The following is an 11796-nucleotide window of genomic DNA, read 5'->3' on the forward strand; positions in this document are numbered from 1 at the left end:
TCCCCGGGCTCCTGCACCGGAGGGCCGTCCCCTCCCAGGCGCCAGGCGGCGATGACGAACGTCGACAGGCCGACGAGGGCCAGCACTCCGGCGATGGCGACCAGTCGACCGCGACGGTGCTGCGTATCGCGGATGCTCCGCTCGTCGGTGTTCATCCGCGGGGAGGGCTGCGCGGGAAGCGCGGGCGCGGAGGGCGGTGGCATCGCGATGTCGTCGCGCCGGCCCGGGTGCGCCACCGCGGGGAACGGGTCCGGCAGCGTGCGAGGCCCTTTCTCCACGGGCGGCGGCGCGCGCTTGGCCCGAGCCGCGGCGCGACGACCGACGACGGAGAACTCCTCGTCATCGTCGGGAGGCGGGCTCGGCGAGGAGAAGTCCTCGAAGACGCGCATGCGCGGATTGCGAACCTGTGCGCGCGCGGCCCCCTGGTCGGCTCCCCCACCCTTCGCCCCCAGTTGCCGACGCGGCTTGGGCGGCGCGGCGCCCGGAGGAGCATCCCAGCCCTGCTCGATACCGGGGGCCTGCGTCCCCTCCGTCCAGTCCCCGTCGGGCAGGCGCGACTCGGGCTCCGGAGCGCTCGGGGCGGGCGCGGCGGCGATGTCCGGCTCGTAGTCCTCGGGACGGTATTCCTCGAAGCCGGGCACGGACTCCAGGGTCTCCGCGCGGGCCTCCGTCTCCGAGAGCGCGCGGGTGTAGGGGGCGCGCTGGACGATGGAGGCTTCGGGCTCCTCGGCGCCCAGGTCGTCCATCTCCGCGCCGGAGATGGGCTCCAGGGAGAAGGGCTCCTTGAACGGCGGGGCCGTGAGGCTCGCGATGCTGACCTCGTTGGGGAACAGCTCGGTGACGAAGCGGCGCACGTCGTCCGCGCCCGGCATGCCTCCGCTGGCCGACAGGAAGTTGCGCAGCGCGTTCGAAAACTCCGCGCACGAGCGGAAGCGCCGCGCGGCGGTGGGCTCCAGCGCGCGAAGCACGAGCGGATCCAACCGCGCGTTGATGCGGCGATCCAACCGGCTGGGCGGAGGCAGCCCCTCGCTGCGGCGCGTGGAGACACCGCCGCTGCCGGGAATCACCGGCTCGCGCTGCGTCAGCAGCTCGTAGGCGATGGCGCCCAGCGAGTACACGTCGGACGCCTCCGTGGCGGCCTCTCCCCGGGTGACTTCGGGCGCGCGGTAGGTGCCGCGGCCCCGCCCCGCGAAGGACTTGCGCAGCTGGGGCACGGCCAGGAGCGCGCGCATCGCGCCGAAGTCGCAGACCGCGGGCGTGCCAGCCCGGCCCAGCACCACGTTGCCGGGCGTGAGCGCTCCGTGGATGACGCCCGCGTCGTGCGCGTGCTGCACGGCGTCCAGCAACTGGATGACGATGTAGAGCGCCACCGCCGAGGGGAGGAGGACCTCCTTGGTGTGCAGGCGCTGGAGGGCGGTCCCCAACAGGGCGCCATCCACGTCCTGGCGGACCACGGCGAGCCGCTGACGCACGACGCCCATGTCCACGACATGGAGGATGCCCGGGTGGCGCACGGACTGGAGCAGCCGCGTCGTCTCCGCCAGGTCCAGCGCGTAGGCGGGGTCCGACGTCTTGGGGTGGAAGAGCTTCACCACCACCTCGCCCGACGGAGCCTGGACGGCCTCGTATAGCTCCGCCAGCTCTCCGGACTCGATTCGACCCGTCAGACGATACGTGGCGCTCATCGCTTCTTTCGCGCCGGGCGACGGCGAGTCACTGCGGAAAAGACGAAGCCACACCAGACGCACGACTCGCCGCGTCGGCCTGGGGGGAGCTCCAAGGTACAGCCGGGGCAGCGCGGGCGCGCTCGCCGGGACTCCGGTTTCGAGGGCTCGGCCGCTCGCCCGGAGGTGCTCCGAGGGGTGGCGACGGGCCGAGGCGATGCCGCGCGCAGCCGGGCCTCCAGACGGCGCACCCGGTCCTCGAGCGCGGCGACCCGGGTGGACAGGCGCGCATGGAGTTCCTCGGCGGTCTCCGAGGGCTGACGTCGGACAGGCGAACGCATCGCGGCCTTTGAGCGTGCCACGCCCGTCCAGTGCCCTCAAGGACCGAGCCGCGAACCAGCACGCGTGTTATGTGTGGACGTCCCGTGGCTCCAACCCTGTCCCCCTTCCGTCCCATCCCGGGCGGGCCCTCCCCGGACCCGCTTCACGGGAGCTTCCGTTCACCTCTCAACCGCGCGCGCTCGGAGGCGGCGGCTCAGCACGCCCAGCAGCTCCTCGAGGATGAGACGCTGGCGCGGCTGCTCTCCACTCCGCGAGCCCCCCGGGACACCGTTCCAAGGGCGCGGGAGGTCTTCGTCAACCGCAACCTGCGCATGTCTGGCCTGGAGCTCATCGGCTTCGACATGGACTACACGCTGGCCATCTACCACATGCGCCGGCTGGAGCAGCTGTCGTTCGACATGACGCTGGCCAAGCTCATCAGCGAGTACCACTACCCTCCGCTGGTGGGGCACCTGCTCTACGACCACCACTTCGTGATGCGTGGGCTCGCGGTGGATCGCCTGAACGGGAACATCCTCAAGATGGACCGGTTCGGCCACGTGGGCCGCGCGTACCACGGGCTGCGTCCGCTGAAGCCGGAGGTGTCGCGAGAGCTGTACCGCAACAAGCGCGTGCGGCTGCGCAACCCCCAGTTCGCCTGGAACGACACGCTGTTCGCGCTGCCGGAGACGTGCCTGTTCGCGGGCATCATCGAACTGCTGGAGTCGCTGGGCCAGAGCGTGGACTACGGCAAGCTCTACGACGACATCCGCGAGGCCATCGACGCGGTGCACCGGGACAACTCGCTCAAGCGCGAGGTTCGCAAGGACCTGGGCCGGTACGTGTTCCTGGACCCGGAGCTGGGGCCCGCGTTGCACAAGCTGCGCTCGGGCGGCAAGCGGCTGTTCCTCCTGACGAACTCCGCGTGGGACTACACGGACGCGGTGATGAAGTACCTGCTGGACGGGCAGCTGCCGGAGTACCCGAGCTGGCGGAACTACTTCGACGTGGTCGTGACGGCCGCGGGCAAGCCGGGCTTCTTCACGGACGCGCGGCCGTTCCTGGAGCTGGACACGTCGACGGAGGAAGGCCGCCCCGTGGGCGAGGCCACGTCGTTGGACCGGGGGAAGGCGTACTCGGGCGGCAACCTGGCGCGCTTCGAGGAGCTCACGGGCTACCGGGGTGAGAACATCCTGTACGTCGGCGACCACATCTACGGCGACATCCTGAAGTCGAAGAAGTCGTCGCTGTGGCGCACGTGCATGGTGGTGCAGGAGATCGAGGATGAGATCACCTACACCGCCACGCGGCGCGAGGAGATTGGCACCCTCACCCAGATGGAGATCCTCCGCGAGCGCCTGGATGACGAGGTCAACCACCACAAGACGCTGCTGAACCTGCTGGAGCGGCGGCTGGAGCGCGAGCCGCTGACGCCCTCCGAGCGCGAGTCCGTGGAGGAGCAGCGCCGTCAGCTGAAGTCGGAGCTGGACAAGATGCGTCGCGCGCTGAAGGACGCGACGGGCATCGCGGACACGCTGGAGGAAGACGTCGAGGAGGGCTTCAACCCGTACTGGGGCCTGCTGTTCAAGGAGGGCAACGAGAACAGCCGCTTCGGCTACCAGGTGGAGCAGTACGCGTGCCTCTACACGAGCCGCGTCTCCAACTTCCTGCACCACTCGCCCATGCAGTACTACCGCTCACCGCGAGATCAGATGCCGCATGAGCAGGCCGGCGCGCTGTCCGCGCGACTGTCCCCCATGGGTGGCGAGGGTCCGCCCAAGGGTGCCGGGAAGGACTGACGGCGCCCTCCCCTTCCTTGGTCCGCGCCAGGGAAGGGCCACTCGCGTGGCGCTGACTCCTGATTCCGCCCGCGTGCCCCGGTGTCATCCACCCGGGACAAGCACCCGGGTGGACAGGGGCACGGCGTCCAGGCGGGGACGTTGAAGCTCCAGCGCGCCGATGAGCTCGGGAGCGCGACGCGACGTCACTCGCGACAGAGTCATCGAGAGCTTCTGTGCGGAGGGCGGCACCTCCCCCACGGTCGACGTCATCGCCCGGTACTCACGCGCCTCGACCAGCTCGGGCCAGGTGTCCTCACCCAGGTAGAAGTCGGTCCGGGCGTTCAGGGAGACCTGCACGGAGGCCGCGAGGGGATGCAGTCCGTCCGGCCTGGAGAGTCGGAGGTAGTGCTCCTTCGTCCGTTGGTACTTGCGATACGGGTGTTCACTGGGGTGGTGCTGATAGCGGGCCGCATACACCCCGGTGACATCCAGCTCCTGCGTCCGCCAGGTCTCTCCCTGGACCTCTGGCCTCACGAACTGTGAGGCCGCGACAATCGACCGCAGGATGTCCCGCTTCCAGGGCTCCAACCCGGGCTCGAAGTACGTCACGAGCGCCGCGCCTCGCGCATCGAGCAGCACGTAGACGGTGGCCTGAAGTTGCGTGATGGAGGACTCGGATTGCAGACCCGAGCCACGACTCGACTCGAAGTACGCCTGCGCGCGGACCGAGGCCCGCAGGTCGACTTCCCCTTCCCGAAGGCCCACCACCGCGACGCGCAGCTCACCCTGCAGGGAGCTGATCCGAGCCGGTCGCGCGATATCCTCCCCCGGACCGCGGGCCCCTCGCTCGTCGTAATAGAAGAGGTTGTAGGTACGCTCGATGCCGGGCATCCAGGCACGTGCGTTCGTCACGGCGGCCAAGGCCCTGGGCTCCGGTGACTGCGGGCCAGGCGCGGCGATGGCCAGGAGGCTCATTGCGAACAGCCAGCGATGACGCATCACTGAGGAGTCCGGGGGAAAGAAGGGGCTCCCTGCAGACGCCCCTGTCCCGCCGACGGTTCCAACCCATCCCAGTCACCGCGATGTGCACCGTCGCGATTCACGAGGACGACTTCGCCGGGGCATGGGCGGCCACGCGCCCCCAGGCGACGTCTGAGAAGCGGGAGAGCGGCTCCGGTGTGAGCCCGAGCTTTCGCAGGTCATCCGTGTAGCGCGCGCCCTTCACCACCACCCACCGGCGTGCCACGCGCCTGGCTTCTTCGAGTGTCTCCGCCGTGAGGGGCGCATGCTCCGCGAAGCGGCGCAGCACCTCGAAGGCGGGCTGTGCCTTCTTCGGCTTCGCGAACATCGGGTCGAAGAACACCACGTCGAAAGACGCGGACGGCAGCGTCCTGAGGTACTCGCGCGCGTCCGCATGGACCACCTCGACGGCGCACGCGTCGGCCCCCCGCTCGTAGCGACGCAGCCCCTCCCCCGCCACCGCGCACAGCGCGAGGCTCTTCTCCAGTCCGACGACGCGTCCGAAGGGGCCCACCGCCAGCGAGGCCACCAGCGCGTCCTGCGCAAGGCCCAGCGTGCAATCCAGCACCGAGTCTCCAGCCCCGAGCTCCGCCACCCGGACGAACGTGTCGGGCTCCCCCGCGCGCAGGCGCATGAGGCGCAGGTGCGCCATGCCCGCATGGAACCCGAAGGAACCCTCCGGCTCCCACAGCGTCACCCCGTCCCCGCCCACCACCAGCAACGCCTCCACCTTCGTCCCAAGCCAGGGGGCGATGCCCTCCTTCGCACGACGCGGAAGGAACGGCAGGCCCCACCGCGCCGCGACGGCTCTCGCCTCCTGGAGCTGCGCGGCATCCACCTTGGTGCTGGTCGTCACCGCCAGGGGTACGGGGGGCATGAGCGGCGCGCATCCTGCCCCAGTCGCCCCTCAACGCAACGCATCAGGACGCAAGTCCGAGCTGTCGGGGATGTCCGGAAAATAACCCTAGTAGATAAATTTTCCGAACATCATAGGAATTCTTGGCTTCTCGGCCTAACACTCCACTTCCTTCGGATGGTGGAGAAAGCCGAAGCCACCATGCGGAGGATCCCCCTGGAGAACACGCATGAGTAAGAGAGCAACAGGAGTGGCCGTGGCATTGTTGATGGCGGCATGCGCGGCCAGTTCCGCGAGCGCCGCCACCTCTGGCGCTCAGCCGTCTGGCTCGTCCGCCATCTTCTTCATCGACACCACGTCGTGGGCAGACATCCACTACAAGGTGAACAACGGTTTGCAGCTCAACGTGAGGATGGCCGTCACCAACGGCCGCAACGAGTTCACGGTGAGCGGTCTCAACACCGGTGACTTCGTCGACTACTCGTTCACGTATTGGGACGTGGCCTGTAACTGCGCCTTTGACACGGCGTGGGCACGCTACACGCACTCGGGCACGTCGCAACCGGATGCGGGCACCGGGACTCCGGATGCCGGTACGGGCACCCCCGACGCCGGGCCCCCGCCCGACGTGGGGAACATCATTCCCCTCTTCAACAGCGGTACCGCGCTGGAACCCGCGACGACACAGGACACGTCGACCGCGCTCATCACCCGCGTGGGAGACCGCGTCCGCGACAGGCACGCGCGCGAGTCTCAGTACCAGGCCTATGACCACTACCTGGCGCGCTACTTCGAGAACCGCACCTTCTGGCTCGAAATCATCGACGAGGTGGCCAAGGGCGGCAGTCAAATCAAGGTGAACCTGCACACGGTATATCCGCACGACGGCACGAACTTCCGCGCCTTCTTCCGCGGCCTCAACACCGTGGCGGAGTACTTCCACAACGGCACCTTCGAGCGGGTGAACGACTTCCTCTACACCGCGAGCGTGAACTTCAACGCCAAGGAGGGCCGGGCCATCCGCGTGGGAGACCGCATGGAAATCGAGGCCGGCGTCTTCCTTCGGCAACCGGTGGAAGGTCGGTTCAACTACTACGGCCGCGCCCTGCTCTACCTCGTGGGCAGCGCGGGAATCGTCCCGTTCGAGGGCCAGGGCGCCATCCTCGACTCCTTCGCCCTCCCCGCGGCGGGCTGGTCAGGGGGACGCACGACGCTGAACTACCCCTACTCCAACGAGCCGAGGAACCGGTTCCTGCAGATGGCGCTGAACATGGCGCCGGTGAACGCGCAGCCCTTCGTCGAGGGCCGCCGCCTGCACCACACCGACTTCAGCGACGGCAGCCACTCGGAGCCAGGCAACCCCGTCATGTCGTCGCAGGTGAACAAGCTGGGGCCCCACTACATCTCCCGCTCGTGCATCTCCTGCCACGTGCAGAACGGCCGAGGCCTCCCGCCCGCGGTCAACACCACCCTGGGCAACTACGTCGTCAAGGTGGGCCGGGTGAATGGCTCCACGGTGACGGCGGACCCGTTCCTGGGCTTCCGCCTCCAGCCGCGCAGCACCAGCGGCACGCCCGAGGCGGACGTGCGCATCGCCAGTTGGACGACGAGCACCGGTCAGTTCGCGGACGGCTCGGGCTACGAGCTGCGCAGGCCCAACTACAGCTTCCTCAACGTCATCCCCACGAACCACTCGGCGCGAATCACGCCGCAGCTCGTGGGGTTGGGCTTGTTGGAGGCCGTTCCGGAGACGGCCGTCGCGGGGCTCGCCGACCCGAATGACAGCAACGGGGACGGCATCTCCGGCCGCATGCAGGCCGTCGTCGACCCGGAGACGGGCCAGACGCGGCTGGGCCGCTTCGGGTGGAAGGCCGGCATCGCCCGGCTGAAGCACCAGGTGGCCGAGGCCCTCAACCGGGATATCGGCGTCACCAACGCCGTATTCCCCACGGGTGACTGCGGTCCGTCGCAGCAGGGGTGCGCGGGCGCAAGCCAGGAGCTGAACAACGCGGACCTGGACAAGATGGTGCGCTACGTGGCGCTGCTCGGCGTGCCCGCGCGGCGCGACTTGCGCGACGCCACGGCGCTGCGTGGAGAGACGCTGTTCTCGAACGCGGGCTGCGCGAAGTGCCACGCGGCTTCGCTCACCACCAGCGCCTGGCACCCGAACGCGGAGCTGCGCGGACAGACCATCCGCCCGTACACCGACCTGCTCCTGCACGACATGGGCACGGGCCTGGCCGACAACCTGCCCGAAGGAATCGCCTCCGGCTCCGAGTGGCGCACGCCCCCCTTGTGGGGCATCGGCCTGACGGCGGGCGTCAGCGGCGGCGAGGCGTACCTGCATGACGGTCGCGCGCGCAGCCTCACCGAGGCCATCCTCTGGCACGGAGGCGAGGGCAACGCCTCGAAGAACGCCTTCGTCGCGATGAACGCCTCGGACCGCGCCGCGCTGGTGAGGTTCCTCCAGTCGCTGTAGGCCGTCGGACCCGTCGGGTTCCACTCGGCTCGGGGAGTCCCGAAGACAGGGGCTCTCCGAGCCGGGAGACTACGAGGCCTCCACGGCCTGGAGCTTCCGGCCACCCTGCATCTGCGCCACGGTGACGGACTGGTTCCGGCCGTTGCGCTTGGAGTGGTAGAGGCACTGGTCCGCCAGGTCGATGAGCTGCTGCTTCTCCATCCCGTGGTCGGGGAAGGTGGCGATGCCCAGCGACATGGTGATGCGCAGCGGCCCCATCTCCGTCTGGAAGACCTCCGCCTTCACCGCCTCGCGAATCCGCTCGGAGATGGTGAACGCACCCTTCGCGTCCGTCTCCGGCATGATGATGACGAACTCCTCGCCGCCGTAGCGCGCCACCACGTCCGTGTCTCGCGCCATGGACTTGATGATGCGAGCCACGCCCTTGAGCACCTGGTCGCCCGTCGGGTGGCCATAGGTGTCGTTGACGCTCTTGAAGTGGTCCACGTCCGTGAGGACGACGGAGCACTTGCGCTGGTAGCGCCGCGCCTGCGCGAGAATCTCGTCCGCCTTCGCCTGGAAGGTGCGGTGGTTGAACAGTCCGGTGAGGCCGTCCGTCGTCGCCATCCGCTCCATCTGCTCGTAGAGCTGCGCGCGGAGCACGGCCTGCGCGGCTTGAATGGCGATGACCTCGATCATCCGCAGCACGTCCTGCTCGAAGTTCGCCTTCTTGCGCGAGCCCGCCACCAGCGTGCCCAGGATGCGGTCCCCCGCCACCAGCGGGAAGATCTTCAGCGCGCCCAGGCCGCGAATCTGCGTCTCGTCGTCGAAGATGACCTGCCGGTCCATGGCCTTGAGGTCTCGTCCCGGCAGCGGCGCGCCGTAGCGCACCACGTTGGCGACCAGCCCGTTGTTGTCCGCGAAGGAGCGCCCCTCCAGCGCCTTGCCGTGCGCCGTCACGCCCGTCATCCGCGCCACGCGGTGCATCCGCTTGCCGTCCACTTCCGACACCAGCGTCACCGCGCAGAAGTCCAGGCTCGCCAACTGCCGGGTGCTCTCCAGCACCGCCACGAAGACCTGCTCCGGGCTGCCCGCGCGGTTCAGCTCCTCGATGGCCTTGAAGAACCGGTCCTTCTCGTCGCGAGTCTTGCGGATGTAGCTCATCACCCGCTCGACCTCGATGGAGCGCAGCACCTCGCCGGCGATGGTGCTCAGGAGCTTTTCGTCCTGGTCGCTGAACGGCTCATGGCTCAGCCGGTCCGCCACGAGCACGCCGCGCACCAGGCCGCTGCCCTCGATGATGGGCACCGCCAGCAGGGCCTGCACGTTGGGGCCGCTGCCTTCGTAGTACGTCACGCCCTTGAGGCCCTGGGCGGAGTTCATCCGCACCGGCGCGCGGCGCTTGAGCACGCCGCCGATGATGCCTTCGCCAGCACCGAAGCGCTCGCGCTGCACGCGCTCGGAGCCGGAGCGGCAGTCGTAGAGCTTGAGGCTGCGGTCATCGGAGGCCAGGAGGAAGGCCGCGCAGGTGTGGGTGCGCAGGCCCGTCTCGGCGATCTCCAGCGCCGCGTGCACCGCGCCTTCAATCTCCTTCACCGAGGCGACGAGCCACTTCTCGTCGGAGCTCATGCCGCTGAAGCTGTCCGCCGTGCCGGAGCTCACCAGGCGGAAGGTGCGCGCGCGCTCCTCCACCTCGCGGATGCGCTTCTGCACCGCGTCGTTCTCCGCGCGGCGGGCCACTGCGATGCGCGAAGCCAGCACCAGGTGGTACAGGCCGGCGAAGAGCACGAGGAACGCCGAGTGCGTCGCGAAGCTCGCCGCGTTGGGCACCGGGCCGCCCAGCGTCACCAGCGCGTCGAACACCAGCGCCACGCCCAGCAGCGTCAGCCCCGCGTTGCGCGGCAGGAAGGCGACCAGGAACGCCATCAAGAGATAGACGATGGGGAACAGCTCCCCGCCGCCGATGGCCACGACGATGAAGCCCGCGGCGACCAGCCCGCCGCCCAGCTCCAGGTCATCACGCAGGTCGATGACCGCGCCCACCGAGCCGCGCATGGCCCGGCGCCACGCCGCCACGGCGATGCCCACCAGCAGGAACAGCACCAGCCCGGCCTCCGTCCAGCCCAGCGTGTGGAGGCCTCGGAAGCCGCCGCGCGCCAGGTGGAGGAACGTGGACAGCCCGGCCACGGTGGGAAGCAGCCGCACGACATGACGCAGCAACCTTCCGGGCGACGGAAACGCGCTCAGCGACGTCATGGTGACTCCAGATGAAAGACGAGCTCGCCCGGCTTCACGTAGCCGAGCTCTTCACGGACGGCCCGCTCCAGCGCGGCGGGGTCCTTGCGCAGGGCGGCGATCTCCTGGCGCAGCGCCTCGTTCTGCTCGGACAGGGAGGTGTTGCGCTGCTGGAGCGCACCCACGTCCTGTTTCAAGGAGAGGTAACGGCGGAAGCCCTTGGCATCCGCCACTGACAGCAGGCTCAAGGCCCCCGCCACACCCACCGCCACCACCAGGAGCTTTCCGCGAGCCGTCATGAACGTCGTCGACGGTACCAGCGAGCCTCGCCCCCGCAAGAAATCCGCTCCAGACCTGTAGCACCCGTCGACTTTGCGCGCTCAGTCCTGCTTCAGCAGCTTTTCAATCGCCTTCGCCACGTCGCCGTGGCCTTCCACGCCCTGCCAGCCAGCCACCGCGCGGCCCCGCCGGTCCAGCAGGACGGTGGTGGGCAGCCCCTTGATGGGGCCAAACGGGCTTCGGCCCTCGATCATCCACTCCGAGGCCACCAGCACCGGGTAGCGGGGCGCGTAGTGCTCGGCGAAGGGTTGGAGCACCTTCGTGCCTTCCAGGTCCATCCCCACCGACACGACCTGCAGTCCCTGCGCGCCATAGTCGCGCTGGAGCGCCTCCAACGTCGGCATCTCCGCCAGGCACGGGAAGCACCAGGTCGCGAAGAAGGAGACCAGGACGACCTTGCCCTGCAGCTTGCGCACGTCGTGGCGGGTGGGGCCCACCGACGGCAGCGCCAGCGACTGGAGGAAGGCCGGTCCGGCATCCACCGGCCGCGAGCCGCGACACCCCGCCAGTGACAGCAGGGCGATGCAGGCCAGGGCTCGCGCGGCGGCGCTCATCTCACGCTTCCGTGGGCAGGGGGGCCCCGCGCTGACAGTCCCGACACAGGCCGTACAGCTCCATCTTGTGCGACGTCACCGCGAAGCCGTGCTTCCTGGCCACCGCGTCCTGGAGCGTCTCGATGCGATCATTCTCGAACTCGATGATCGTGCCGCACCGGGTACAGATGAGGTGGTCGTGGTGGTCGCGTCCCGCCGCGGCCTCGTAGCGCGTCTGGCCGTCGCCGAAGTTGCGGGCGTGGGCCAGGCCGCACTCGTTGAGCAGCTTCATGGTCCGGTACACCGTCGCGACGGAGACCTTCGCGTCCTGGGACCGCACCTTGTTCCACAGCTCTTCCACCGACAGGTGGCCGCCAACGGCGAAGAAGGTGTCGATGATGAGGCTGCGCTGCCGCGTGCTCTTCAGGCCATGCTGGGCCATGTAGCGGGCGAGCACCTCGTCCTTGTCCTTGATGTCGTCGTGGTCGTGGTCGTGGCCCTGCATGAAATCCCTCGGTAGGGGGCCGACCCTGCGTTGGCCCTCTCATCCTTGTGTAACCGCGCCCCGGAACCGCGCGCGCCCCGCCCT

General features: G+C 69.1%; 9 protein-coding genes. 2 read left to right on the top strand and 7 right to left on the bottom strand.

Features of this window, described 5'->3' with window-relative positions:
* A partial coding sequence (locus HR086_RS38610) for a serine/threonine-protein kinase (RefSeq protein ID WP_174468123.1) occupies nt 1–1685 on the bottom strand: 1685 nt, incomplete at its 3' end.
* Nucleotides 1686–2074: 389 nt separating this feature from the next.
* Between HR086_RS38610 and HR086_RS38615 the strand changes: the two genes are divergently transcribed.
* Entirely contained in the window at nt 2075–3784 is a 1710-nt protein-coding gene (locus HR086_RS38615) for an HAD-IG family 5'-nucleotidase (RefSeq protein ID WP_141648660.1), read from the top strand.
* An 84-nt stretch (nt 3785–3868) separates the two neighbouring features.
* Here the strand turns inward: HR086_RS38615 and HR086_RS38620 are convergent, their stop codons facing one another.
* Together HR086_RS38620 and HR086_RS38625 are read right to left on the bottom strand one after the other, a co-directional pair.
* Nucleotides 3869–4741, bottom strand: a complete 873-nt coding sequence (locus HR086_RS38620) for a hypothetical protein (protein ID WP_174468124.1) — start codon at nt 4739–4741, stop codon at nt 3869–3871.
* A 124-nt stretch (nt 4742–4865) separates the two neighbouring features.
* Nucleotides 4866–5663: a class I SAM-dependent methyltransferase gene (locus HR086_RS38625; RefSeq protein ID WP_174468125.1), complete on the bottom strand. Its 798-nt coding sequence runs from the start codon at nt 5661–5663 to the stop codon at nt 4866–4868.
* A gap of 208 nt (nt 5664–5871) precedes the next feature.
* On the opposite strand from HR086_RS38625, the gene HR086_RS38630 reads away from it, so the two are divergent.
* Nucleotides 5872–8121, top strand: coding sequence for a di-heme oxidoredictase family protein (locus tag HR086_RS38630; RefSeq protein ID WP_174468126.1), 2250 nt, complete (start codon nt 5872–5874; stop codon nt 8119–8121).
* Between the two features lie 69 nt (nt 8122–8190).
* Here HR086_RS38630 and HR086_RS38635 read toward each other — a convergent pair whose 3' ends face one another.
* The 4 genes from HR086_RS38635 to HR086_RS38650 all read right to left on the bottom strand — a co-directional run bounded on the left by HR086_RS38635 (nt 8191) and on the right by HR086_RS38650 (nt 11712).
* On the bottom strand, nt 8191–10356 hold the full coding sequence (locus HR086_RS38635; RefSeq protein WP_174462204.1) for a diguanylate cyclase: 2166 nt from the start codon (nt 10354–10356) through the stop codon (nt 8191–8193).
* Nucleotides 10353–10634: a septum formation initiator family protein gene (locus HR086_RS38640; RefSeq protein ID WP_141648665.1), complete on the bottom strand. Its 282-nt coding sequence runs from the start codon at nt 10632–10634 to the stop codon at nt 10353–10355. The genes HR086_RS38635 and HR086_RS38640 overlap by 4 nt, the downstream gene beginning before the upstream one ends.
* A gap of 81 nt (nt 10635–10715) precedes the next feature.
* Nucleotides 10716–11228: a TlpA disulfide reductase family protein gene (locus HR086_RS38645; protein WP_174455472.1), complete on the bottom strand. Its 513-nt coding sequence runs from the start codon at nt 11226–11228 to the stop codon at nt 10716–10718.
* Between the two features lies 1 nt (nt 11229).
* On the bottom strand, nt 11230–11712 hold the full coding sequence (locus HR086_RS38650) for a Fur family transcriptional regulator (protein ID WP_174455471.1): 483 nt from the start codon (nt 11710–11712) through the stop codon (nt 11230–11232).
* Nucleotides 11713–11796: the final 84 nt, after the last annotated feature.

The organism is Myxococcus sp. CA039A, from assembly GCF_013336645.1.
GTDB lineage: Bacteria > Myxococcota > Myxococcia > Myxococcales > Myxococcaceae > Myxococcus > Myxococcus llanfairpwllgwyngyllgogerychwyrndrobwllllantysiliogogogochensis.

Bases quoted from the DNA above. Each gene is read 5' to 3' on its own strand.
- HR086_RS38615 (WP_141648660.1), top strand. From the start codon at position 2,075: ATGTGTGGACGTCCCGTGGCTCCAACCCTGTCCCCCTTCCGTCCCATC.
- HR086_RS38620 (WP_174468124.1), bottom strand. From the start codon at position 4,741: ATGAGCCTCCTGGCCATCGCCGCGCCTGGCCCGCAGTCACCGGAGCCC.
- HR086_RS38625 (WP_174468125.1), bottom strand. From the start codon at position 5,663: ATGCCCCCCGTACCCCTGGCGGTGACGACCAGCACCAAGGTGGATGCC.
- HR086_RS38630 (WP_174468126.1), top strand. From the start codon at position 5,872: ATGAGTAAGAGAGCAACAGGAGTGGCCGTGGCATTGTTGATGGCGGCA.
- HR086_RS38635 (WP_174462204.1), bottom strand. From the start codon at position 10,356: ATGACGTCGCTGAGCGCGTTTCCGTCGCCCGGAAGGTTGCTGCGTCAT.
- HR086_RS38640 (WP_141648665.1), bottom strand. From the start codon at position 10,634: ATGACGGCTCGCGGAAAGCTCCTGGTGGTGGCGGTGGGTGTGGCGGGG.
- HR086_RS38645 (WP_174455472.1), bottom strand. From the start codon at position 11,228: ATGAGCGCCGCCGCGCGAGCCCTGGCCTGCATCGCCCTGCTGTCACTG.
- HR086_RS38650 (WP_174455471.1), bottom strand. From the start codon at position 11,712: ATGCAGGGCCACGACCACGACCACGACGACATCAAGGACAAGGACGAG.